The organism is Thioclava sp. PTB-PU3-1, from assembly GCF_055666785.1.
This window is the reverse complement of record NZ_JBVNVL010000003.1, coordinates 42886-67078: the sequence shown is the minus strand read 5'-3', so window position 1 is coordinate 67078 and position 24193 is coordinate 42886. Positions and strand designations below refer to the sequence as shown.

General features: G+C 64.0%; 23 protein-coding genes. 17 read left to right on the top strand and 6 right to left on the bottom strand.

Annotated features, from left to right (window positions below):
• Window positions 1-42 precede the first annotated feature (42 nt).
• Window positions 43-363, top strand: coding sequence for a thioredoxin (gene trxA, locus ACZ7GB_RS10015; RefSeq protein WP_078522726.1), 321 nt, complete (start codon window positions 43-45; stop codon window positions 361-363).
• Between the two features lie 48 nt (window positions 364-411).
• On the opposite strand, the gene ACZ7GB_RS10010 is transcribed toward trxA, so the two are convergent.
• Window positions 412-1317: a hypothetical protein gene (locus ACZ7GB_RS10010; protein WP_472158532.1), complete on the bottom strand. Its 906-nt coding sequence runs from the start codon at window positions 1315-1317 to the stop codon at window positions 412-414.
• Between the two features lie 93 nt (window positions 1318-1410).
• On the opposite strand from ACZ7GB_RS10010, the gene hslV reads away from it, so the two are divergent.
• From hslV to ACZ7GB_RS09990, 4 genes are all read left to right on the top strand, one after another.
• Window positions 1411-1968: an ATP-dependent protease subunit HslV gene (hslV, locus tag ACZ7GB_RS10005; RefSeq protein WP_078522728.1), complete on the top strand. Its 558-nt coding sequence runs from the start codon at window positions 1411-1413 to the stop codon at window positions 1966-1968.
• The gene (locus ACZ7GB_RS10000) at window positions 1961-3022 is read left to right on the top strand and encodes a hypothetical protein (protein WP_078541443.1); all 1062 of its coding nucleotides are present in this window, start codon (window positions 1961-1963) and stop codon (window positions 3020-3022) included. The genes hslV and ACZ7GB_RS10000 overlap by 8 nt, the downstream gene beginning before the upstream one ends.
• Before the next feature lie 3 nt (window positions 3023-3025).
• Complete coding sequence (gene hslU, locus ACZ7GB_RS09995) at window positions 3026-4333, top strand: ATP-dependent protease ATPase subunit HslU (RefSeq protein WP_472158530.1); 1308 nt, start codon at window positions 3026-3028, stop codon at window positions 4331-4333.
• A 61-nt stretch (window positions 4334-4394) separates the two neighbouring features.
• Complete coding sequence (locus ACZ7GB_RS09990) at window positions 4395-5486, top strand: alpha/beta hydrolase (RefSeq protein WP_472158529.1); 1092 nt, start codon at window positions 4395-4397, stop codon at window positions 5484-5486.
• On the opposite strand, the gene ACZ7GB_RS09985 is transcribed toward ACZ7GB_RS09990, so the two are convergent.
• The 3 genes from ACZ7GB_RS09985 to ACZ7GB_RS09975 are packed head-to-tail and all read right to left on the bottom strand — an operon-like array spanning window position 5483 to window position 7625.
• Window positions 5483-6076 carry a Smr/MutS family protein gene (locus ACZ7GB_RS09985; RefSeq protein WP_472158527.1) on the bottom strand — a complete coding sequence of 198 codons (594 nt, stop codon included), beginning with the start codon at window positions 6074-6076 and terminating at the stop codon, window positions 5483-5485. The two genes, ACZ7GB_RS09990 and ACZ7GB_RS09985, sit on opposite strands and share 4 nt — an antisense overlap.
• Entirely contained in the window at window positions 6073-6960 is an 888-nt protein-coding gene (gene mltA / locus ACZ7GB_RS09980; protein ID WP_472158526.1) for a murein transglycosylase A, read from the bottom strand. The genes ACZ7GB_RS09985 and mltA overlap by 4 nt, the downstream gene beginning before the upstream one ends.
• A gap of 5 nt (window positions 6961-6965) precedes the next feature.
• Window positions 6966-7625, bottom strand: coding sequence for a Tim44/TimA family putative adaptor protein (locus ACZ7GB_RS09975; protein WP_083079527.1), 660 nt, complete (start codon window positions 7623-7625; stop codon window positions 6966-6968).
• Between the two features lie 118 nt (window positions 7626-7743).
• On the opposite strand from ACZ7GB_RS09975, the gene ACZ7GB_RS09970 reads away from it, so the two are divergent.
• From ACZ7GB_RS09970 to ACZ7GB_RS09950, 5 genes are all read left to right on the top strand, one after another.
• A complete protein-coding gene (locus ACZ7GB_RS09970) occupies window positions 7744-8271 on the top strand; it encodes an FxsA family protein (protein ID WP_078605819.1) in 528 nt (175 codons plus the stop codon).
• A gap of 59 nt (window positions 8272-8330) precedes the next feature.
• Window positions 8331-8843 (top strand): protein-export chaperone SecB, encoded by a 513-nt coding sequence (gene secB / locus ACZ7GB_RS09965; RefSeq protein WP_472158524.1) that lies wholly within the window; start codon window positions 8331-8333, stop codon window positions 8841-8843.
• A 135-nt stretch (window positions 8844-8978) separates the two neighbouring features.
• A complete protein-coding gene (locus ACZ7GB_RS09960; RefSeq protein ID WP_472158824.1) occupies window positions 8979-9506 on the top strand; it encodes an isopentenyl-diphosphate Delta-isomerase in 528 nt (175 codons plus the stop codon).
• Between the two features lie 227 nt (window positions 9507-9733).
• Complete coding sequence (locus tag ACZ7GB_RS09955; RefSeq protein WP_472158522.1) at window positions 9734-11413, top strand: autotransporter assembly complex protein TamA; 1680 nt, start codon at window positions 9734-9736, stop codon at window positions 11411-11413.
• Complete coding sequence (locus ACZ7GB_RS09950) at window positions 11413-15324, top strand: translocation/assembly module TamB domain-containing protein (protein ID WP_472158521.1); 3912 nt, start codon at window positions 11413-11415, stop codon at window positions 15322-15324. The genes ACZ7GB_RS09955 and ACZ7GB_RS09950 overlap by 1 nt, the downstream gene beginning before the upstream one ends.
• A gap of 44 nt (window positions 15325-15368) precedes the next feature.
• On the opposite strand, the gene ACZ7GB_RS09945 is transcribed toward ACZ7GB_RS09950, so the two are convergent.
• The gene (locus ACZ7GB_RS09945) at window positions 15369-16262 is read right to left on the bottom strand and encodes a YihY/virulence factor BrkB family protein (protein WP_078570556.1); all 894 of its coding nucleotides are present in this window, start codon (window positions 16260-16262) and stop codon (window positions 15369-15371) included.
• A 319-nt stretch (window positions 16263-16581) separates the two neighbouring features.
• Between ACZ7GB_RS09945 and ACZ7GB_RS09940 the strand changes: the two genes are divergently transcribed.
• The 4 genes from ACZ7GB_RS09940 (at window position 16582) to ACZ7GB_RS09925 (ending at window position 21760) form a co-directional block, all read left to right on the top strand.
• Window positions 16582-18390, top strand: a complete 1809-nt coding sequence (locus ACZ7GB_RS09940) for a PhoX family protein (protein WP_472158519.1) — start codon at window positions 16582-16584, stop codon at window positions 18388-18390.
• Window positions 18391-18470: 80 nt separating this feature from the next.
• The gene (locus tag ACZ7GB_RS09935; protein WP_472158517.1) at window positions 18471-20105 is read left to right on the top strand and encodes a hypothetical protein; all 1635 of its coding nucleotides are present in this window, start codon (window positions 18471-18473) and stop codon (window positions 20103-20105) included.
• Window positions 20106-20194: 89 nt separating this feature from the next.
• Entirely contained in the window at window positions 20195-20974 is a 780-nt protein-coding gene (locus ACZ7GB_RS09930) for a MipA/OmpV family protein (protein WP_472158516.1), read from the top strand.
• A gap of 123 nt (window positions 20975-21097) precedes the next feature.
• Window positions 21098-21760 (top strand): CerR family C-terminal domain-containing protein, encoded by a 663-nt coding sequence (locus tag ACZ7GB_RS09925; RefSeq protein WP_472158515.1) that lies wholly within the window; start codon window positions 21098-21100, stop codon window positions 21758-21760.
• A 51-nt stretch (window positions 21761-21811) separates the two neighbouring features.
• Here the strand turns inward: ACZ7GB_RS09925 and ACZ7GB_RS09920 are convergent, their stop codons facing one another.
• Window positions 21812-21985, bottom strand: coding sequence for a DUF1328 domain-containing protein (locus ACZ7GB_RS09920; RefSeq protein WP_075776656.1), 174 nt, complete (start codon window positions 21983-21985; stop codon window positions 21812-21814).
• Window positions 21986-22162: 177 nt separating this feature from the next.
• On the opposite strand from ACZ7GB_RS09920, the gene ACZ7GB_RS09915 reads away from it, so the two are divergent.
• The 3 genes from ACZ7GB_RS09915 to ACZ7GB_RS09905 all read left to right on the top strand — a co-directional run bounded on the left by ACZ7GB_RS09915 (window position 22163) and on the right by ACZ7GB_RS09905 (window position 24073).
• Complete coding sequence (locus ACZ7GB_RS09915; protein WP_093477206.1) at window positions 22163-22357, top strand: PLD nuclease N-terminal domain-containing protein; 195 nt, start codon at window positions 22163-22165, stop codon at window positions 22355-22357.
• 109 nt (window positions 22358-22466) lie between these two features.
• Complete coding sequence (locus ACZ7GB_RS09910; RefSeq protein WP_078541429.1) at window positions 22467-22886, top strand: phage holin family protein; 420 nt, start codon at window positions 22467-22469, stop codon at window positions 22884-22886.
• A complete protein-coding gene (locus ACZ7GB_RS09905) occupies window positions 22883-24073 on the top strand; it encodes a hypothetical protein (RefSeq protein WP_472158514.1) in 1191 nt (396 codons plus the stop codon). Before ACZ7GB_RS09910 ends, ACZ7GB_RS09905 begins: the two co-directional genes overlap by 4 nt.
• The last annotated feature ends 120 nt before the right edge of the window (window positions 24074-24193 follow it).

Below are 24193 nucleotides of genomic sequence, written 5' to 3'. Positions count from 1 at the left end.
GGAACTTACCTTCCTTGCCGACCCAATATTCAGGAGGCTGACATGGCTACCGTTGCTGTTACCGACGCCACTTTCGACGAAGAAGTGCGCAAGTCCGACGTTCCCGTCGTGGTGGATTTCTGGGCTGAATGGTGCGGCCCCTGCCGCATGATCGGCCCGTCGCTCGAAGAGATTGCCCAGGAAATGTCGGGCAAGATCAAGGTCGTGAAAGTGAACGTCGACGAGAACCCCGACAGCCCGGCGACGCTGGGCGTGCGCGGCATCCCCGCCCTGTTCCTGTTCAAGGATGGCGAGGTCGTCTCGAACAAGATCGGCGCGGCCCCTAAAGCGGCGCTGCAAAGCTGGATCAACGAATCGATCTGATCTGCGGATCAGGTTTGACGGAAAAGGGCGCCCTCGGGCGCCTTTTTTTCATATCGGCCAGCCGAAATGGCGCAGCCGGGCGCGTAGGCGGTCTTCGAATTCGGGGCGGCCTGCGTTGAGCGATTGCAGCTGCAGGAACCAATAGAGGTAGCGGGCCACGGGTGGCGTCTCGCGCAGTTTGGCGAAAGCGGCCTCGATCCCGTCGCGCGGCACGGATCCCGCGATGTGGTGGAAATCCGACAGGCCGAACAGGATCGCCGGTTTTCGCAGGAAGAACCCTTCCAGCGCCATTGCGCTGTTTTGCGTGGCGACGAAGCGGCAGCGGCGCAGCAGCTCGGGCGAGCCACCGGACTGGAAACGAAAGCGCGGGTTGCGGGCTGCAATCGCCTCCAACGCCTCGATTTCGCGCGCTGTGTAGTCCTCGCGCGGATGCAGCGTCGCCACGACCGGACCGGAATGACGGGCCAGCACCTTCTCGATCATCTGCACCGGGCTCACCGACTGAAAAGAGCGGTGATCCAGCAGTCGCCCCTGCAGCGGAATGAAGGCCAGATCCTCCTCATCGGACGGTTTTACGCCGGGATAGAGCCTGTTTCGCGTGGAAAAGAAGAAATGCGCAGCAGCCTCTCCGTCCACGTCATCGGCATCGAAGGACGCCTGCGCGACCGGCCAATCCCATCGCTCCGCCTCCGCCTCCACATGCCAGAACGCGCCGACATAGGTCCGCCGGCAAGTCAGCGCCCGCGCATGGGTCGGCGGCTCCATCCGGTAAAGCGCATAGCCTTCGCGGGCAGGGGCCGCTGCGCGCGCCTCGGGGCCTGTCCGATGCAGGCTGACGGTCCAATCCGCCGTCTCCACCGCTCCGATCAGCCGCTTGAAGAAATTGTGTTCACCGGCCCGGACCTGCTCCAGAATCCAGTCATCGAGATAGATCGAAAGGTGCTGCGCGCTCATGCGGTGACGCTAGCCGCAGGCTCACGCACCGGCAAGCGGGGTTGCAGCCCCGGCCTGCGGGTTACATATCTTTGGCGCAAACGGAGGACTAACATGGCCGAAGAGAAATTCCCGGGCTGGCACGGCACGACGATCATCGGCATCCGCAAGGGTGGTAAAGTGGTGGTCGCAGGCGACGGGCAGGTCAGCCTTGGCCAGACCGTCATCAAGGGCTCTGCGCGCAAGGTGCGCCGCCTGAGCCCCGGCGGTCACGACATCGTGGCGGGCTTCGCAGGCTCGACCGCGGATGCGTTCACCCTGCTGGAGCGGCTCGAGAAGAAGCTCGAGGCCTCGCCCGGTCAGCTGATGCGCGGCTGCGTGGAGCTGGCGAAGGATTGGCGCATGGACAAATACCTGCGCAATCTCGAAGCGATGCTGATCGTGACCGACGGCAAAGATCTCTATGTCCTGACCGGCGCGGGCGACGTGCTGGAGCCGGAACACGGCATTGCCGCGATCGGCTCGGGAGGGAATTTCGCCCTCGCCGCGGCCCGTGGGCTGATGGAAACCGATCTCGACGCCGAGGCGGTCGCGCGCAAGGCGATGGCGATTGCCTCCGACATCTGCGTCTACACCAACGGCAACCTGACGGTGGAGAGCATCGGTGGCTGAGCTGACGCGCGACGATCTGCGCGCGGCGGTCGCGGCTGGCCACATCAACGAGGCGCAGGCCGCGTCCGTGATGGCGCTGGCCAGCAACCGTCTCGCCGGTCGCGCGGCTTTGCCCGCCGAGGACGAACCCTTCGAGCTGTTCAAAGGCTTTGCCGAGATCTTCGTGACCGTCGGCCTCGGCATCCTGATCACGGGGTCGTTCGGCTTCCTGCTCTTCGCAGGCGGCAAGCTGGGTTACGCGATGCTGATCCCGCTGATCGCGCTGCTGGGGGAATATTTCACCCGCAAGCGCCGCATGGTGCTGCCTTCGATCCTGCTGACGCTCACGCTGGGCGGTGCGGTGCTGGCGAGCTTCCTCGGCATTCCGATCCTCGGGATGCGCTTCATCGCCGAAGCCCCGAACTTCGATCTCGCGCTGGTCGCGACCGCCGTCGCGCTGATCGCATGGTTCCTGCGCTACCGGGTGCCGTTCTCGATGTTCCTCGTGGGGCTTTGCGGGCTGGGCCTGCTTCTGTCTTTCGCGAAAGGCTTCGACCCTGAAGCGCCGATTTCGCAGACGGTCGATCTGTTCGATCTGTCGAACGGCTCGGCGCTGTCGCTGGCGATGCTGGTCTTCGGGCTCTTGGCGCTTGCAGGCGGCATCTGGTTCGACATGCGCGACCCGCATCGTCTGGGTCGGCAATCGGCCTCGGGCTTCTGGTTGCACGTTCTGGCAGCCCCCGCGCTGGTCAACACGCTCGCGCTCACCTTCTACAAGATGGGGCCGGGCACGGGCTATGTGCTGCTGCTCGCCACGCTTGCCGTCTTTGCCGCGCTGGCGCTGATCATCGACCGGCGCTCCTTCTTCACGGCCGGGATCGGCTACATGATCTTTCTCAGCTTCTACGCTTTCGGTGACGCTGCCGATCCGCGTAGCTGGTGGATCACGCTGATCCTGATCGGCCTCTTTCTCACCGCGCTCGGCTCCTTCTGGACCGAGCTGCGCACGCGCCTGATGCGCGCGCTTCCCAATTTTCCCGGCAAGCACCGCCTGCCGCCCTATGCCACGGAGTAATCCATGACCGATCTGACCCCCCGCGAAATCGTCTCGGAACTCGACCGTTTCATCATCGGCCAGAAGGACGCCAAGCGCGCCGTCGCCGTTGCGCTGCGCAATCGCTGGCGCCGTCAGCAACTGCCCGACGATCTGCGCGAAGAGGTCTATCCGAAGAACATCCTGATGATCGGCCCGACCGGCGTCGGCAAGACCGAGATCTCGCGCCGTCTGGCGAAACTGGCCCGCGCGCCTTTCCTGAAGGTGGAGGCCACGAAGTTCACCGAAGTGGGCTATGTCGGGCGTGACGTGGAGCAGATCATCCGCGATCTGGCCGATGTCGCGATGGTGCAGACCCGCGACTACATGCGCGAAGAGGTGAAGGCGAAGGCGCATCAGGCCGCCGAGGATCGCGTGATCGCCGCGCTCGCCGGCACCGATGCGCGCGAAAGCACCCGCGAGATGTTCCGCAAGAAGCTGCGTGATGGAGAGCTCGACGACAAGATCATCGAGCTGGACGTGGCCGATCAGTCCGGCGGCATGCCGATCGGGATGATGGGCGGTCAGCCGGGCATGGAACAGCAGATGCAGGGTCTTCAGGACCTGTTCAAAGCCTTTGGCGGCAACCGCACCACGCGGCGCAAGATGACGGTCTCGGAGAGCTACGAGACGCTGATCTCGGAAGAGGCCGACAAGCTGCTCGACGACGAGACGGTGAAGACCGCAGCCCTCGAGGCCGTGCAGCATTCCGGCATGGTCTTCATCGACGAGATCGACAAGGTCACGGCGCGCTCGGATGCGCGCGGGGCCGATGTCTCGCGTGAAGGCGTGCAGCGCGACCTGCTGCCGCTGATCGAGGGCACGACGGTCTCGACCAAGCTCGGCCCGGTGAAAACCGACCATATCCTCTTCATCGCCTCGGGCGCGTTCCACATCGCGAAGCCGTCGGACCTGCTGCCTGAATTGCAGGGCCGTCTGCCGATCCGCGTGGAGCTGCAGGCGCTGACCGAGCAGGACTTCACCCGCATCCTGTCGGAGACCGACAACGCGCTGACCCGCCAATATCAGGCGCTGATGAAGACCGAAGAGGTCGAGGTCGCCTTCACCGAGGACGGCATCGCGGCGCTCGCCCGGATCGCGGCGGAGGTCAACCAATCGGTCGAGAATATCGGCGCGAGAAGGCTCTATACCGTCATGGAACGGGTGTTCGAGGAGCTGTCCTTCACCGCGCCAGACCGTGGCGGACAAAGCGTCACCGTCGATGCGGAATTCGTCGAGAAGGAGCTGGGCGATCTGACCCGCGACACCGATTTGAGCCGCTACGTCCTCTAGGGCACTGGCACCTCGCGCGCGCTCTGGTATCCTCCTGCGGGAGGGATGCAAGGCACGGGCGATGGTGCGGTTTCTGATCGTAATCTTGATGCTGAGCTTGGCCGCCTGCGCACCGCGTGGGCGGCTTGCCTATCTCGATCACTCGGTCGCCGATGCGCGCTCGATTTTCGTGGGCTCGACCCGGGCGCCCGATCCGCAGACCGGGCAACCCTTCGGCTCCGCGCGCAGTCAGCAGCTGCGGCTCGCGCGCTTCGATGTCGCCACGCCGCCGGACCGCGAGGTGGCCGAGATCGCCTATCCGATGACCGACACCTCGCCGGTCGACCCGGACAAGCAGTTCCTCGTCTCGCAATCCGAGATCGACATGAAGCGCCCCGCGTTCCAGTCGGAGCTGCGCGCGGCGCTGCGCAAACATGACGGGCAGGCGGTGCTGTTCGTGCATGGTTTCAACAACTCCTTCGCCGAAGGGCTGTACCGGATGGCGCAGATGGGCGCGGATTTCGATCTGCCCGGCGTGCTGGTGCATTATTCCTGGCCGTCGCGGGCGAATGTGCTGGGCTATGCCTATGACCGGGACTCGGTGCTGTTCGCGCGCGACGGGCTAGAGAAATTGATCGACGATCTAAACGCGGCCGGGGCGAAACGCATCCTGATCGTGGGGCATTCGCTGGGCGCGGAACTGGTGATGGAGGTGCTACGTCAGGAGGCGATTACGCGGAAACAGGGTCGATTTTCGACGATTTCCGGGGTGGTCCTGATCTCGCCCGACATCGCGGTGGACGTGTTCAAGACACAGGCCGACGCGATCGGTGCGTTGCCGCAGCCCTTCGTGATCTTCACCTCCGCAAAGGATCGCGCGCTGCAACTCTCGGCGCGGCTGTCGGGCAAGCGCGACCGGCTGGGCAATCTGGAAAACGTCTCAAGTATCGCGCATTACAAGGTGACGCTGATCAATGTTTCGGCCTTCAACACCGGCGACGGGCATTTCAACGTCGTCACGTCGCCAGCGCTGATCCGGCTTCTCGATAGCGCGCAGAAAGTGGCCGAGGTGCTCGAAGTCGAGCAGTTCGGGCGCACGGGACTGGGCGATGCTGTGGTGCTGACGGTCGAGAATACGACGCAGATCATCCTCGCGCCGATCTCGGGCGGTTAGCGGATTCGGCGCAGATAGACGTAATAGGCGCCCGCGCCGCCATGTTTCAGATGCGCCTCGTTGATCTGCATGACTGCGGGCGCGAGCGGCATCATCCGCAGCCATTGCGGCACCTGATGGCGCAGCACGCCGACGCGGCGCGGGATCGGGCCGTCATCGTCGCCGCGCTTGCCCTTGCCTGTGATCACAAGCACAAGCCGTTTGCCGTGGCTTTGCGAATTCAGGATGAAGCGGATCAGTTCGGGATGCGCCTCGGCGAGCGTCAGACCGTGCAGATCGAGCACCCCTTCGGGCTTCAGCTTGCCGCGCGTCAACGCCTTATGCGCCTTGCGGTCCATCGTGACGGGCTGTCGCGCGAGATGCTCGCCCGGCTCCGGGGCAAGATTGTGACGGCTGGGCGAGGGCTTGGCGTGCTGACCCATCTCGAAACTGCGCAGCCCTTCGGCTTTCGGTTTCGGCTTCGGTTTGGGTGCCAGAAAAGACTCTAATTCGGCGGGATCGGCCTTTTTCGGGCGGTAATTCTCCGTGGTCGACGCCACGCGATCCCACAGCGCGCGTTCCTCGGGGCTGAGTTTGCGTTTGCGGCTCATGCGCGCCTCCGCAAGCCGATCATCCGGCCCTTGGCGTTGATCGCGCCCGCGATGCGCCCGGCCTCGTCACCGGTGCCAATGAAAATATCGCCGCGCCCTGCGCCCTTGATCGCAGAGCCAACGTCCTGCGCCACCATCAACCGCTGCCCGAAGCCCGGACAGTCGATCCAGACCGGGCTGCCCAGCGGCACGACCTCGGGGTCCACGGCGAGGCTGCGTCCTGCGCTCACCGGACGCCCCATCGCGCCCAGGGGGCCGGTGTCTCTGGGGATATCCAGCACCCGGAAGAACACGAAAGAGGGGTTGTGATCGAGCAACCCTTGCAGCTGATCGGGGTTCTCGGCGGCCCAGCGTCGGATGAACTCGGGCGTCATCTCCTCGGCCGGGGCTGCGCCGCGCGCGATCAGTTCCTTACCGATGGAGCGATAGGGATGCCCGTTCTTGCCGTCGAAACCCAGTCGCAGGCTGCCGCCGTCCTCAAGCCGCACCCGTAGCGAGCCTTGCACCTGCGCGAGATAGGCTTCGATCGGGCTCTCCAGCCAAACCAGTTCATGCCCTGCCAGCAGATCGCCCGCCGCGATCTCGGCGCGGGTATACCACGGCGAATTAGACCCTATTTCACCCGGTTTCGCATAAAGCGGCCAGGCGAAGCGGTCGGATTTCTCCCGCGCGCCGGGCAGTTCGGGTTCGTAATATCCGGTGAAATGCGCGGCCCCCTCGGGGGCGATTTCATAAGGGGCGAAATAGGTCTCGAAGGCAGCTTTGGCATCGCCCAGCCCGGCGGTGTCCATCCCATAGAGATCGGCCGTAACGCAAAACGCCGCCCAAGCGGCGGCGTGATCGTCCCGGCTCCATCCGGGAATATTGGCGAAGGACAGCGCCACCGGCTTCAGCCGCCCGTGGCGACGAGCTGCCAGTTCGGGTCATTCGCACCCATCGTGCGGGCGAAAGTCCAGATGTCACGCTGCTTGCGCGGCGATTTGGGGTCGCCCTCGACCACCTCTCCGGCGGCATCGCGCGCAACCGAGATGATCTCGGCCCCGAAGCGCACGGTCACTTCGGCCTCTTTCGTGGAGTGGTCGAAATCGGCATTGCTCAGCACCAGTTCGCGCAGGCCGAGGAATTCCGCCTGAACGTCGAGGCCCTTCTCCTTGCGCGCTTCCACGGCGCCCTCGAAGGCCTCGTAGACCTCAGCCGACAGGAAGGGGCGGACCTTTTCCAGATCGCCGGTCTCGAAAGCCATCAGGATCATCTCGTAAGCGCCGCGCGCGCCTTGCAGGAATTCCGACACCGAGAAGCTCGGCTCGACCCGTTTCATCGCGGCCAGCGCGACGGCGGCGGTCGAGCCTTCGGGCACATTGTCGATGATATCGTGATCGGGACCGCCTTCGATCACGTCGAAATCGCGCTTCGGCGCCGGGGCGTCCGGCGTTTCGGGCGCGATCGGCTTTTCATAGCCCTCACGGGTCCCGAGCACGCTTTTCAGCTTGAAAATCAGGAAGATCGCAATCGCCGCGAGGACGATAAGCTGAATGACGGCACCGGACATCGAGACCCCTGTGTTTGGCTTCATGTTTGTTTCTAGGTCAATGGCTACTTATGTAAGGCGTCAACTAGTTCAAGTCCACCGGCGCAGCTTGCCCGGAGACGCGATAAAAGAGGATGCCATGTGGATCTTTCTGGCCTTTCTGGCCGTGCCGCTGATCGAGATCGGTCTGTTCATTCAAGTGGGCGGGCTCATCGGCCTGTGGCCGACGCTGGGGATCGTGTTGCTGACCGCGATCGTCGGCACGTCGCTGGTACGTCGGGAAGGGGCGCGGGCGCTCAACGATCTGCGCAGCTCTCTCAATGAATTGAGCGACCCGTCGCGGCCGCTGGCGCATGGCGCGATGATCCTCGTGGCCGGGGTGCTGCTGCTGACTCCGGGCTTCTTTACCGACACGGTCGGGATCCTGCTGCTGATCCCCGGGATTCGCGACTGGGTGATGAAAGCCGCGGCGAGCCGGGTGAAGGTGCAGCGATTCGAGATGGGCGGCGCATACCGGACGACGACCCAATACGATCCGCGCCGCGAACCTCCGAACCGTCCGCGCGATCCGGAGATCCTCGATGCCGAAGAGGTCGAGGAGATGACCCATCGCGACGATCCCAACGGCAAGCCCTCCGACGGGCCGTCCGGCTGGACGCGTCATTGAGAATTGAGGCTTCTTTCTGCCGGTGCTAAACCTCGCACAAATAATTTTGGGAGAGGTCGATGACTGACGAAGCAAATGGCGAGACCAACGGCGCCGCGGATCCGCAGCAAGAGCAACAAGGGCTGCGTATGAACATCCTCGCGCAATTCACGCGCGACATGTCCTTCGAGAACAATGTCGCCACGAAAGGTGTGCAGACCAGCGACATCCAGCCCGAGATGCAGGTCCAGGTTTCGCTCGATGCCAAGAAGCGCAACGCCGAGCACCAGTACGAGGTGATCACCAAGTTCAAGATCACCGCGAACAACAAGTCGGATGGCGCGACGCTTTATCTGCTCGAGCTCGATTACGGCGGCATCTTCCACGTCGAAGGCGTGCCGGAAGATCAGCTGCATCCGTTCCTGCTGATCGAATGCCCGCGCCAGCTGTTCCCCTTCGTGCGCCGCATCGTTTCGGATGTGACCCGCGACGGTGGCTTCCCGCCCTTCAACCTCGAGATCGTCGATTTCGTCGCGCTGTATCGCAACGAACTGGCGCGCCGTCAGCAGTCCGAGACGCCCACGACGGTCTGATTCGTCAAGCTGGCCTGAGGCGCGGCATCGTGCCTCAGGGACAAGCTGACACCGTGACTCTGGCCTGTCACGGACCCATTTTGTAACGGTGATCCCGTCCGCGACCCGGGCAGGATCACCGGATTCAGAAGAGGTATCATGGGCCAGATACAGGCATGGATCGAGGGCACGCTCGCCCCTGTCGATGTGATGGATGCGCATCGCGAAGGGATCCGCCACCGGGCGGTTTCCATTTTCGTCATGGATGGCGAAAAGCTCCTTTTGCAGAAGCGCTCGGAAAACTGCCTGCAATCTCCCGGTCTCTGGTCGAATACCTGCTGTAGCCACCCCGATTGGGGGGAGCGCCCCGAGACCTGCGCGCTGCGGCGGCTGCGTGAGGAGCTGGGCATCGAGGGGCTCTATCCCGCCCATGCCGACCGCATCGAATACCGGATGGATATCGGCGACGGGCTGATCGAGCATGAAGTAACCGACATCTACATCGCCTATGCGCAGCGCGGCCTCACCGTGAATCCCGATCCCGAGTTGGTCTCGGAGACCCGCTGGATCGGTCTTTACGACCTCGGTGCCGAGGTGCGGCGCTATCCCGATCGGTTCTCGCGCTGGCTGCGGTTTTACATGCAGGAGCATATCTCCCGCATCCTGCCCGCCCTGATCTGCTGAGCGGCGGGGATTTCTGCCGATTGCCTTAAATTGCTACGCGGAATTCCGCGCTTGCCCTAGCTTTCGCATCGCTTACCTGTAACTCTGCTCTCGATTGGGCGGGGGCATGAGTAATGGGACCGAAGACCATCCGAGTTTTTCATTTGAGCGTGGCGGCGCTTGCGATCCTCGCGACCCCGGCACTCGCATATTCGTTAAAGTTTAATACTCCCGGCGCGTCAGACGATTTGCGCAACGCGATCAAGGGCGCATCGCTTCTGGTGCAATCTGCAGAAGACGACAGCAAGGACGCGCAGGACGTGCTCTCCGAGGCGCGCGCCGACTATAACCGCATCGTCTCGGCGCTATTCGCCGAGGGGCGGTATTCCGGCGTCGTGTCGATCAAGCTCGACGGGCGCGAGGCCGCCACGATCCCGCCGCTCGATGCGCCTTCCACGGTGAACAACGTCACCGTGACCGTGACGCCGGGCCCGGAATTTACCTTCTCGCGTGCCGATATCGCGCCGGTCGCGCCGAAAACCAATCTGCCCGAGGGCTACAAGGTCGGTGCGGTCGCGAAATCGGGCGTGATCGTCGATGCGGCGAGCGCGGCGACGACCGGCTGGCGCGATGCGGGCCATGCCAAGGCGGAAGTCTCCTATCAGAACATCGTCGCGGATCACCGCGCCAATCAGCTGGCCTCCGACGTGCGTCTGGCACCGGGGCCGCTGGTGACCTTCGGGCGGCTCGAGACCTCCGGCAACAAGCGCCTGCGCACGAAACGCCTGCGCGAGATCGCGGGTTTTCCCACCGGCGAGGTCTATGATCCGAAGAAACTCGATCAGGTTCAGTCGCGACTGCAGCGCACCGGGATTTTCTCTTCGGTCGCGATCACCGAGGCGAAGACGCTCAACCCCGATGACAGCCTCGATGTGAACCTCGCCGTGGTCGAGCAGAAGAAACGCAAGATCGGCCTCGGCGCGGAACTCAGCACCAGCGACGGGCTCGGCCTCAGCGGCTACTGGCTGCACCGCAACCTCTTCGGCGGCGGCGAACGCTTCCGCGTGGATGCGGGCATCTCCGGCATCGGCGGCGCGACGGGCGGCACGGATTACTCGATCGGCGCGCGGATCGACCGCCCGGCGACCTTCAACCCGGAAACCAGCGCCTACATCACCACCGAGATCAGCCAGAAGAACGAAGAGGATTACACCGAGAACGCTTTCGATATCGGCTTCGGTCTGACGCGGATTTTCAATGACAAGCTGACCGGCGACGTCTCGATCAATTACGGCTGGTCCAAGGTGACCGACGACTCGGGGCAAACCTATTTCCGGCAGGTCTATCTGCCGACGAAACTCACCTGGGACGATCGCGACAACAAGCTCGACCCGACCAAGGGCTATTTCATTCAGGCAGGCGTGACGCCCTTCGTGGGGATCGGCGGCGATACCGGCACCGGGGCGCAGGTCACGGGCGATCTGCGCGCCTATCGGGGCTTCGGGCAGAACGATCGCTTCGTGCTCGCGGGCCGCATGCAGCTTGGCGGGGTCTATGGCTCCGATCTCGAAGAAACCCCGCGCGACTATCTGTTCTATTCGGGCGGCGGCGGCACCGTGCGCGGCCAGCCCTATCAGTCGCTTGGCGTCGAAGTGCTCGACGGCGGCACGCTGAAAACCGGCGGCACCGAATTCGTGGGCTTCCAGGGCGAAGCGCGCATCGGCATCACCGACAAGATCGGCGCGGTCGCCTTCTACGATTACGGCTATATCGCGGGCGGCGGCGACTCGGGCTCGCAGGCAGGCGCGGGTCTCGGCCTGCGCTACAAGACGGGCATCGGCCCGATCCGCCTCGACGTCGGCTTCCCGGTCTCGGGCGGCACCGGATCGGGGGCGCAACTCTATATCGGTATCGGGCAGGCCTTCTGATGAAACGTTTCGCTATCCTTCTCGCCTTCTGCCTCACGCCGCTGGTCGCCACCGCGCAGGACAGCGCGCCGCAGACCGCGGACGGGGCAGGGGCCGCGACCGACGAACAGACGCAGCGCGACCGCTCCTATCTGACCGGGTTGATCGAGGATAACCTCTCGGGCGCCGGGCGTACCGTGCGGCTCGACGGGTTCTCGGGCGCGCTCAGTTCGCGGGCGACCTTCGATCAGCTCACGATCTCCGACAAGGACGGCGCGTGGATCACGATCAAGGACGGCGCGCTCCAGTGGAACCGCACGGCGCTGCTAACCGGCAAGATCGAGATCGACGAGCTCTCCGCGGCCGAGATCGACCTGCCGCGCCTGCCGACCTCCGAGAGCAGCTCGACCGCCCCCAGCCCCGAGGCCAAGCCGTTCCAGCTTCCCGACCTGCCCGTCTCAGTGCAGATCGGCAAGATCGACGCGCAGAAGGTGATCCTCGGCCAGCCGATCCTCGGGCAAGAGGCGACAGTCAAAGTCTCTGGCTCGATGTCGCTCGCTGGCGGCGAGGGCAATGCCAAGCTCGACATCGCCCGGATCGACAACAAGAAGGGCCAGTTCTCCCTCACCGCATCCTACGAAAACGCCACGCGCGAACTGGGCCTCGACCTGCTGGTGGACGAGGGCAAGAACGGGATCATCGTCCAGAAGATCGGCCTGCCCGGAAATCCGGCGATGACGCTCGCCGTTTCGGGCAAGGGCCCGCTCGACGATTTCACCGCCGATATCGTGCTGAGCACCGAAGGTCAGCAGCGTCTGGCGGGGCAGGTCTCGGTGGGTAGCAAACTGCCCGAGGGCGCACCCGAAGGCAGCGACAAGGTCACGACCTTCTCCGTCGCGCTGGGCGGCGATATCCGTCCGCTCCTGCCGCCTGACTACCACGAATTCTTCGGCAACGAGGTCGCGCTGGTCGCGGATGGCACGCGCACGGCCTCGGGGCAGACGACGCTCAATACGCTCGATCTGAAATCGCGCGCGCTGCAGCTGAACGGCTCGGCGCAGACCGGCGCCAACAACATGCCGGTGAAATTCGACCTCACCGCCAAGCTCGGCCTCGGCGATGGCCAAGAGGTGCTGCTGCCGATCTCGGGGCCGAAAACCTATGTGCAATCGGGCACGCTCGATCTCTCTTATGACAAGGCCGAAGGCGATGGCTGGAAGCTGACGGGCCGTCTGAACCAGCTGCGCCGCGAGGATGGCACCAAGATGCTGACCGCGAACCTCTCGGGTTCGGGCCGCATCCGGCAGGCTTCGCCGCCCTCTGCGGGTGGCACGGTGCTCTTGGGCATCAACGGGCTGGAGCTGTCCGATCCGAAGCTGAGCGCCGCCGCGGGCAGCGCCGTCACCCTGCGCACCGTGTTCTCGTGGCAGCAGGACAAGCCGCTGCGCCTGTCGCAACTGGCGCTGAAGGGCGCCGGCTACAGCCTGAATTCAAACCTCACGATCGACAATATCAGCGAGGGCGTCACCATCGAGGGCGCGGCGCAGATCGACCATTCGAACCTCTCGATGCTGTCGGGTCTGGCGGGGCGTGATCTCGGCGGCGCGGCGCGGATGACGGTCGTGGGGAAATACACCGTTCTCAGCGGTGCCTTCGACGCCAATCTCAACCTCGTCGGTCAGGACATCTCGATCGACCAGCCGCAGGCGGATCGCGCCTTGGCGGGCCGGTCGGAAATCGCGATCTCGGCCAAGCGGGACGAGACCGGGCTGACACTGGATTCGCTTAACGTGCAGACAAGCGCCGGCACGCTTCAGGCGCAGGGCGATCTGGCGAGCGAGAACGGTAAACTGACCGCCACGCTCGACACCAATGACCTGTCGCTGCTGGGCGATCAATATGGCGGCAAGTTGGCCGCCGATGCGACTGTGACGCTGAATGGCGGCACCTATGGCGTGACGCTCAAAGGCACCGGCAATTCCCTCGCGATCGGTATCCCCGAGGTGGACCGCGCGTTGGCCGGACGGTCGGAGATTTCGGTCTCGGGCTCGCGCAGCGATGCCAGCATGACGCTCGACTCGCTCGATGTGAAAACCGCGGCAGGCGAGCTGCAGGCGCAGGGCAATCTCGACGGCGACAAGGGCAAGGTGACCGCGCATCTCGACACCAAGGACCTGTCGGTTCTGGGCGCAAAATATGGCGGCACGCTTGTGGCCGATGCGACGGCGACGATGGATGGCGCGACCTATGGGCTGACGCTCGACGGCACCGGCAAATCCCTCGCAATCGGTCAGCCCGAGGCGGACAAGTTGCTGGCGGGCACGACGAACCTCTCGCTGCAGGCCAAATATGCGAACGGCGCGGTCGAAGTGCAGAACCTCGACCTGAAGAACCCGCAGCTCGACGTCTCCGCCAAGGGGACCGCGGGCGAGACCTCGCGCAAGGTCGACCTGAACGCGCGCCTCGCCAATGCCGCGCTGCTCGCGCCGGGCTTCCCGGGACCGGTGACGGTGTCGGGCACGGTCACCGAGGATGGCTCTGGGTATAATCTGAACCTCTCCGGCACCGGACCGGGCGGCTTGGACGCGAAAGTGTCTGGCCGCATGGCGACGAATTTCGCCGATGCCGATCTCTCGATCACCGGGCAGGCGCAGACCGCGCTCGCCAACAGCTTCATCGAGCCGCGCTCGGTCCAGGGCCCGCTTAGCTTCGATCTGCGGATGAACGGCAAGCCGGGGCTGGCGGCGCTGTCGGGCACGGTGACGTCGAATGGTGCGAAGGTTGTCGCCCCCAACCTCGGCATGGTTCTGGAAAACGTCGACACGCGCGTGCAGCTGTCAAATGGCAGTGCACAGCTTGGCGTGACCGGGCGGCTGGGCACGGGCGGGCAGATCACCGTCAACGGCCCGATCAACCTCTCCGCGCCCTATAACGGCAATCTGACGATCCGTTTCGACCGCGCGCGGCTGAAGGATCCCGAGCTGTATGACACGCGCGCCTCGGGCACGATCACGATGGACGGGCCGCTGACCGGCGGTGCGAAAATCGCCGGGCGCATCACGCTGAGCGATACCGAATTGCGGGTGCCCTCCTCGGGCGTCGGCGGCGGGGCTTCGGTCCCCGACGGGATCCAGCATGTCGGCGAGAGCGGTGCGGTGCGCGAGACGCTGAAGCGTGCGAGCCTGCTGAACAATGGCCAGAGCGATGCGAGCGGTGGCGCGAAGGCCTCCGGTCCGTCCTTCCCGCTCGATGTCACCATCGCCTCCGAACGCGGCATCTTCGTGCGCGGCCGGGGTCTGGATGCGGAGCTTGGCGGTTCGCTGCGGATCACCGGCACCACGGCGAACGTGATCCCGATCGGGCAGTTCTCGCTTGTGCGCGGTCGGCTCGACATTCTGGGCCAGCGCTTCACGCTCGATCAGGGCCGGATCGCGCTGCAAGGCGCGCTGGTACCCTATATCGACTTCACCGCGACGACGACGCAGGAAGATTACACGATCTCGATCAACATTCAGGGGCAGGCGAATGCGCCGCTGGTGACGTTCGCGTCCTCGCCCGACCTGCCGCAGGACGAGGTTCTGGCGCGGCTGATCTTCGGGCGGTCCATCGACAATCTCTCGCCCTTGCAGGCGGCGCAGTTGGCCTCGGCAGTCGCGACGCTCGCGGGCAAGGGCGGCGAAGGGATCATCGGCAAGCTGCGGAAGAATTTCGGGCTGGATGATTTCGACGTCTCGACCGATGCGCAGGGCAACACCCAGCTCAAGGTCGGGAAATACCTGTCGGACAATATCTATACCGATGTCACGGTGGGCGGCGACGGCACCTCGCAGATCAACCTCAATCTGGATGTGACCAAGAGCCTCACCGCGCGCGGCACCGTCGGCTCTGACGGCAAGAGCGGGGTCGGCCTCTATTTCGAGAAGAACTACTGATCCATAAGTTTCACTTCATTTCCGCGCCCGGAAATAAGTGAAACTTATGACGAGGATGCTTCCTTGGCCTTAGCCTCGTCGTCGCCCTCGATCGCGTCGCGGAGTTTCTCTTGCGCGCGACGCTTGCGGAAGGCGGCGAGTTCGGCGTTCAGCGCCGCCCCCATCAGCACCGAAAAGGCGCTGAGATAGAGCCAGACGAGAAGCGCGATCACCGCCCCGATCGAGCCGTAGATCTTGTTGTAATTGCCGAAATTCGACAGGTAGAAGGTCAGCCCGATCGAGCTGAGTCCCCAGAGCGCCGTCGCCAGAACCGCGCCGAGCGTCAGGATCGGATCGCGCTTGCCCTCGGTATTGGGCCCGTAGCGATAGAGAATTCCGAGCGCGGTCAGCATCAGCAAGAGCATCGCCGCCCAGGGCAGACCCGAGAGCAGAATCTTGGAATATTCGTGGAAGGGCAGGAAGTTGATGGCGACGGGGACGACGACGACCGTCGCCATTGCGGCCAGCATCACGCCGACCAGCGCGATCGTCATCAGGTAGCCCATGATGAAGCTCCAGATCGTCGCGCGGGGCCGGGTGCCGTGGATCACGTTGAGGCTGAGCACCAACGCCGCGACACCCGCGCGGGCCGAGAACAGGGTCACGGCGGCAGAGAACATCACGCCGAGCCCGATTGTCGCGCGCGGCCCGATCAGCCAGTTCTGAATCTGGTCGTTGATCAGCGCATAGGCTTCGGGCGGGATGAAATCATCCGCCACGTTGAGATAGGTGCGGATCACGGTCGGATCGGCAAACGCGCTCCAGAGCGCGATGGTCGCGGAGATGCCGGGGAAGATCGCGAGCATGGAATAGAAGGCGACCCCCGCCGACACGAGGGTGATATTCGATTGGAACAGCCGCCCGAACAGGCTGACCGCGAATTTCGCCGTTTCTCTCACGCGCTACTCCTCGTTTCATTCACCATTGCTCAAGCCCCGCGTGATCGCAACGCGGGGCCCGCGCTTTGCTGAAAGCTGTTGCGTCTCAGGCGCTTGGCGTCGCGCGAGCCGAACCGTGCCTGTGCCAGACAGGGCCGGAAACACGAAAACATGCTGGAATAGGGTCTATTTTTGGCCAAGGCGCAGGTCAGTACGGGCCGAGCCACGCGCGCCCTCCGCCCGTGGTCGGGGCCAGGATCACGAAAGCGCCAGATTGTCACAAAAGGGAATCACTTCGCCGTTAGGAGCGTCGTGAACGCAACTAGCCAAGGGATCAGCCATGTCGCTTCGTACGACCCTCCTCCAAGCCACCGCTATCGCTGTGCTGCCGCTTGCGGCGCATGCCGGTGACATCTCTTTCTCGCCCGTTCCTTTCGCCAAGGACGACGCGGCCAAACGTCAGGCTATCGCCTCCGACACGGTCACCATCGACGGCAAGGATTACAAGATCGGCTATCACGTGATGGCGCGCTCGGGCGACAAGATCGGTGACAACACCTTCGCCCTGCTGACCGACAAGGACGGCAACCCGGTTAAGTCGGCCGACGGCTCCGAGCATATCTCGGACTCCGCCGATTTCACCTCGCTCCTCCGTCAGGGCGACAAGCTTTATTCGGTGACGCATTTCGAGTCGCGCCCCGGTGCGATGTATCTCAGCGAAGTCGCGCAGGATGCGGACGGCAACCTGAAGCTGGTCTCCACCAAGCCGATCGACTTTTCCGAATATCACGGTCTCTGGGTGCCCTGCGCGGGGTCCGTGACGCCGTGGGAGACCCATCTGGGCTCGGAAGAATACCCGGCCGATGCGCGCGCGATCGAAGCGGCGACCTCGCTCGACGAGATCGACGATTACGACTTCCCGATGGTGCGCTATGCGGGCGTGAACCCCGAGGGCATGAGCCTCGAGCAGTTCCGCGACGCGTATAAGCCCTATCGCTATGGCTACCCGACCGAGATCACCGTCTCGGAAGACGGCTCGGCCAAGGCTGACAAGCATTTCGCGATGGGCCGCGTGGCTGTCGAGCTGGCCTATGTCATGCCCGACCAGAAAACCGCCTATATCTCGGATGACGGCACCAATGTGGGCCTGTTCCGCTTTGAAGCCGACACCGCAGGCGACCTGAGCGCCGGGACGCTGTACGCGGCCAAGTGGAACCAGACCTCGGCAGAAAATGGCGGCGCGGCCGATCTGGAATGGGTCGATCTGGGCCATGCCGACGATGCGACGATCCAGAAGGCGATCGAAGCCGGCACCCAGTTCTCGGATCTCTTCGAGACCGCCGAGATGGGCGAGGACGGTTCCTGCGCCGACGGGTTCTCGGCTTCGAACGCCGAAGGCAATCCCGAGTGTCTGAAGGTCAAGGACGGCATGGATGCGATCGCCTCGCGTCTGGAAACCCGTCGCTACGCCTCGATGAAGGGCGCCACGACCGAGTTCCGCAAGATGGAAGGCATCACCTACGATGCCGACAAGCATCAGATGTATCTGTCGATGTCGGCTGTCGAGAAGGGCATGGAAGACGGTGCCAAGCAGGATCTGGGCGGGATGAACGCGATCAAGCTGCCCAAGAACAAGTGCGGCACGGTCTACTCGCTCTCGCTGGACGACAAGTTCACCGCGACGAAGATGATGGGTCTGATCTCGGGCAAGCCGCTCACCGAAGAGCACAAGGTCAAAGCACAGGACGCAAGCTGCGATCCGGCCCATGACATGTGCGGCGACACGGCCGAGCTGAACAGCTGCGATATCAATGGCATCGCGAACCCGGACAACATCACCTACATCCCGGGCTACAACACGCTGATCATCGGTGAAGACACCGGTTCGGGCCACCAGAACGACGCGATCTGGGCGATGAACACCGACACCAAGGAGCTGACCCGCATCGTGTCGACGCCCTACGGTTCGGAAACCACCTCGACCTACTGGTACCCGAACGTCAACGGCCACGGCTACCTGATGGCGGTCATCCAGCACCCCTATGGCGAGAGCGACGAAGACAAGCTGACCGACCCGGCGCAGGCGCGTGCCTATGTGGGTTACGTCGGTCCGTTCCCGCAGATGGATGCCACCGCGAAGACCCAATAAGGGGCGCTCGCGAGACATTTCTGGCGAGGCCCGGCGGAGACCCGGGCCTCGCCTTTTCTTTCAAGACTGAGGACTGACGGATGCTGCGGATTTCGATTTTGGCGCTGCTGAGCATGACCACGATGGCGGAGGCGGTCGATCTGAAGACCACGGTGCTGGACAATCCGACGGCCTATATTCCTCCGCAATGCTATACCAAGACGGAAGACACGGCGGGCGAGGTGCATAACCCCTGCCAGACCTGTCACACCTATCCGCGCCATCCCAATTACGTGCGCGATGCCGATCTGCAGACCGAATATGCGTTTCCGGGCCCGGCGCTCGAGAACCCGTGGCGCAACCTCTTCGTGGATCGCCGCGCCGAGGTGGCCGCCACCGACAGTGCCGAGATCCGCGCCTATGTGCGGCAGGACAATTACCACGATGCAGCGGGCAGGATCGCCTTGGCTAAGAGGCTCGCCGATCCGCCTGCGGCCTGGGACGTGAACGGCAATGGCGAATGGGACGGCTACATCCCCGACGTGCAATTCGCCTTCGACGAGGAGGGGTTCGATCGCACCCCCGATGGTCGCCTGACCGGCTGGCGCGCCTTCGCCTATCAGCCGCTGCCGGGCACGTTCTGGCCGACGAATGGCTCGACCGATGATGTGATGATCCGACTGCCCGAGGCGTTTCGTCAGAGTGCCGACGGGGTCGAGGACATTTCCACCTACAAGACCAACCTCGCGATCGTGCAGGCGCTGATCACCCGCGCGGATGTCGCGATCGAGCCCACCGACGAGGCCGCGATGGGCGTCGATCTGGACCGCGACGGGGTGATGGGGCAGGCGGAGGTGGTGAAATTCGCCTTCGCGCCGCTCGACGGGATCACGATGCATTGGGCGGGGCGCGCGGGTGTCGAAGGCGCCGAGCTCGCCGCCGGTCTCTATCCCAAGGGCACGGAATTCGTCCATTCGGTGCGCTATATCGACCCGACACCCGAGGGCATCGAAATGGCGGCGCGGCTGAAAGAGCTGCGCTACATGGTCAAGACGGATTGGGAGAGCTATGCCGATCTGGAAGAGACCGCGCTGGCCGAATTGAAAGAAGACAGCGCCTTTCCCGATCGCACCAAGCAGTTCTTCGGCAGTTCCGAGACCGGCGTGCCCAACACGTTCGGCTGGCGGCTGCAGGGCTTCATCGAGGATGCGACGGGCGATCTGCGCCCGCAGAGCTTCGAGGAGACCGTGTTCTGCGTCGGCTGCCACGGCACGCTGGGCGTCAATGACGATTCCACCTTCGCCTTCGCGCGCAAGCTGGGCAAGGACGCCTATCGCGGCGGCTGGTATCACTGGACGCAGAAGGGGCTGGCGGGCACGCCCGATCGGGTCCGCGCCGATGGCAGCGGCGATTACGCCCATTACCTGCGCACCAACGGGGCGGGGGACGAGTTCCGCGCCAATGCCGAGCTCATCGAGGCTTGGCTGGAGGCGGGCAAGCTGCCGCCCGGGAAAGAGGCCGCTCTGGCCGAGGATATCGGCCCGCTGATCCTGCCCTCGCCGGAGCGCGCCGATGCGCTCAACGCAGCCTATCGGATGATCGTGCGCGACCAGAGCTTCACCCAAGGGCGCGATGCGACGGTGGTGCCGGTCGATGGCTCGGTCTGGCGTGAGGTGGAGCAGGATCAGCCCACAGGGATCGAGGAAATCGCCCAGCCGTGGTATAAGCGCCGCTAATCTGAACCAATCTGCGCCAGCCGATTGCGTTTTTCGCCGTCAATTGGCAGTGTTTGCGCAAATCGGTACATTTTTTCGGGAGCGCCATCATGGCAAAAGTCATCCGCCAACTTTCCGCAAGCGCCGCAATCGCGGTCGCTGCTGTCTGCGCCGCCGCGAGCGCGCAGGCAGAAAGTGGCGTGACCTTCACCATCGGCGCGGGCGCACGCTATGCCCCGTCCTATTTCGGCGCGGATCATTACGACACCAGCCCCACCGCGAAGGTGAAGCTCAACAGCTTCACGCTGCAGGGGATGCGGTTCGGCTCGGACGATCCGAATTACGAAAAGCTCGGCCCGAACGTGCATGGCTCCTTCCGCCTCGTCGGCGGGCGCAATTCCAGCGACTATTCCGAGATCGCGGGTCTCGACGACGTCACCACGTCGCTCGAACTGGGTCTCGGGCTTGGCTACCAGGCGCCGCAATGGGGTGCTTTTGCCGATATGCGCTACGGCGTGGTCGGGCATAACGCCGTGGTCGCCGAAATCGGCGCCGACTGGAAACCGATCAAGACCGACAATTTCAAGCTGAGCATCGGGCCGCGCGTCTTCTATGGCTCGGGCCTCTACAACCGCACCTATTTCGGCATCAGCCCGTCGGAATCCACGGCGAGCGGTCTGGCGGCTTATTCGCCCGATGGCGGGCTCGTCTCGACCGGTCTGGAACTGTCGGCGACCTATCAGCTGGGCAATGACTGGGCGGTCGAGGGCAAGCTGAACTACGATCGCCTGCAGGGCGATGCGGCGGACAGCCCGATCGTGCAGCAAGGCTCGCGCGAGCAAAGCTCGGTTTCGCTGATGCTGACCCGCCGGGTGAGCTTCCCGTTCTGATCGGGCCAAAGCTTCCTACGAGACACGTAAAGCCAAGCCGCATGGGTCGCCCGTGCGGCTTGCTTTTTTCGCGCTGCGCCGCGCATGTTGGCGGCAGATTTCCTCTCCAGACGTGATGCGCCGATGACCCAGACACAGCCACCTGCCCGTGATCGCACCGCGCGCGCCCTGATTGAAGCCGGGATGCGCCTGTTCGGGACGAAAGGGTTCGCGGCCACCTCGACGCGGGAACTGGCCGAGGCGGCGGGCGCGAATGTCGCTGCGATTTCCTACCATTTCCAAGGCAAGGAAGGGCTGCGCCGCGCCTGCGCGTTGGAATTCGTGCGGCGCATGGAAGAGGTGATGCGGCCTCTTGGGCTCCCGGAGGCGCTCTCGCCCGAGGCGGCGGAGGCGGAGCTCAAGGCGCTGATGGAGGCGATGATCTCGCGCATCCTTACGCAGCCGGATGCGGCCTCGATGATCGGCTTCGTGATGCGCGAAGTGACCGAAGGCGGCGAGACGCTCGATATTCTTTATGACCGCCTGATTTCGATCGTGCATGGGCGGCTTCTGGCGCTGTGGGCCCGGGCGAGCGGAACGTCGGAGGACGATCCGGAGAGCGCGCTGCGGGTTTTCGCGATGATCGGCCAAGTGCTTTATTTCCGGCTCGGTGCGGAGGTCGTGCGCCGGAAGATGGGCTGGTCTGAAATCGGCGCGGCGGAGGCTGCGCAGATTTCCCGGGTCGTCGCAGACAATCTGGATGCGATGCTGGCGCAGGCGCGCGCCAAGACCGCCCCCGACACATGAAAAAGGCCGCCCCGACGGGAGCGGCCTCGAAAATTCCTAGCGTCTTCGCAGTTATACCGGCGGTTTGCCTTTTACCGCCCGGGCGACCATGGCCACCACGAACAGGATCAGGAAGACCACGAAGAGGATCTGTGCGATCCCGGCAGATGCGCCTGCGATGCCGCCAAAACCGAGCGCCGCGGCAATCAGCGCGATAACGAGAAAGGTCAGAGCCCAACCAAGCATGGGTATTCTCCTTCGGATGTTGCGTACATTAGCGCTGAGTGCTGCGCTTTCATGACATCCAAACGTGCCGTTTTCCCGAAAGTTCCATTACCCTGAGTCAGCAAATTCGCGGAACATCGTGCGCTTTCCGGCGTTTGGGCGGCGATTCACAACCTCACGAAAAAGGGAGATGGGGACATGGAAATGAATATGACGGGCCTCGGCGGCTTTTGGGGTATCTTACTTCTCGCACTTGATATCTGGGCGCTGGTCTCGATCGTCGGGTCGAATTCCAGCACCGGCAAGAAAGTGCTCTGGGCGCTTCTCGTCTTCTTCTTGCCGCTGATCGGTTTCCTGATCTGGCTGGTGGCCGGGCCGCGCGCCTCGAAGTGACGAAATCAAGGGGGGCGGCTGCGGAGACCCTCAAGGAACCGCATTCCCCAACCCGCGTTGGAACCACAGAAATCGCGGTAAGAGGCCGTGACATGTTTGGGAGAGGTCGATGAGTTACCACGAGACCGAAGAACCTGACGGCCACGAGGGCCGGGGAACGGTGACCGATTTGCTGAACCGGGTGATCGAGCAGACGCGCGAGATCGCACGGACCGAGGCGGAATTGGTGCGCGCCGAAGCTGCCCATCGGGCGGGTCTTGCGCGCAATGCCGTCATTCTCGGCGCGGTCGCCTTGGTTTTCGCGCTCGGTGCGATCTTCCCCCTGACGCAATCCGCCATCTACGGGCTGGAATGGGCCGGCCTCGACCGGGGCCCCGCGACGTTGATCGTCGGCGTGGTGCTTCTGATCCTCGGCATCATCGCGGCGCTCATTGCCGCGTCGAAGCTGCGCAAAGTGTCGAGCCCACCCACCCGTCTCAAGGAAAACCTGTCTGCTGACGCGCAGGCGCTTAAGGAGAGCTTCAAATGACCGAGAAGAAAACCATTGAGGAAATCGAGAACCGTCTGCGCCAGGACCGTGCCGATCTCGCATCGACGCTCGGCGATCTGACCGGCCGCATCGCGCCGGACTATCTCTCCGATCAAGTGTCGCAAGTCGTGCGCGATTACGCGGCGCCGGCTGCGCGCAGTGCCGAACAGGCCGTGCGCAAGAACCCCGTGGCCTTCGCCCTCGCGGGTGCCGGTATCGCTTGGTTCCTGCTGCGCCAGCGCAACTCGGACACCGTTGAGCAAGAGGATCTTGTCGCCGATGCCGATCCGCTCGTGATGCCGAGCGAAGCGGGCGCAGACGGCTGGATCGACGAGATCGACACGCTGCGCCACGATGCGTCGGTGCGTCTCGAAGATCTCGAGGCCGAGCAGCGCAGCTCGACCGACAAGGCGCGCGACTTCGTCAAGGAGCGCTCCGAGGTGATGCAGAAATTCGCGAGCGACCTGCGCGGCTCGCTGTCCTCGGGTCTGAGCGACCTCAATGAGGATGCGCGCGACCGCGTGGTGCGGGCCCGTGAAAGAGCCTATTCCGCCCGGATTCGCCTGCAGGACGGTGCGACCCAAGCCGGGTCGACGAGCAAGCAGATGGTCAAGGATCACCCGCTGATCGCCGCCGCTATCGGCTTTGCGATCGGTGCCGCGATCTTCAACGCGGTGCCCAAGCCGGACGTCAATGTCAGCCGCCGCAGCTTCGGCCCGCGTGCGAACCGTCTGTTCGACGAGGCCGAGCGCCTCTACCGCGACGAGAAGCGCCGTGCGGGCAAGGTTGCCGATCAGTTCACCGACGAGCTGAAGCGGACCGCGCGCTCGGTGATGAGCTCGGCCGGCGACGAGGCACGCAGTGCTGCACGCGACTTCGGCGATCAGGCGATGGCCGCAGGAGAGCAGCTGATCGACCGCCTCTCGCGCCAGCTTGCTCAGGAAGCCAACCGCGCGCTGCGCGATGTCGGCCAGTCGCTGCAGAAAGGCGAAGAGGAAGTGCGCGCCGGGGCCCAAGAGGCCAAGGATGCCGCGAAGTCCAAGGCCGAAGAGGTCGCGTCCAAGGCTGAGGCGAAGACTCACGAGGCGGCTGAGAAGGTGAAGGCGAACCATTCGTCCTCCTCGTCCACGTCGAGCGCGTCCTCGACCAACCCGACGTCCTCGTCGGCGCCGAAAACCACCCACTGATCCGATCGGTGGACCTGATTAGAAAAGGCCGGGCTTCGCGCCCGGCCTTTTTGCTTGGCGGCTCATGGCGCTCGCTGCGCGTGACCGACCCGCAAAAGAGAACCGGCGCCGCAATCTCTG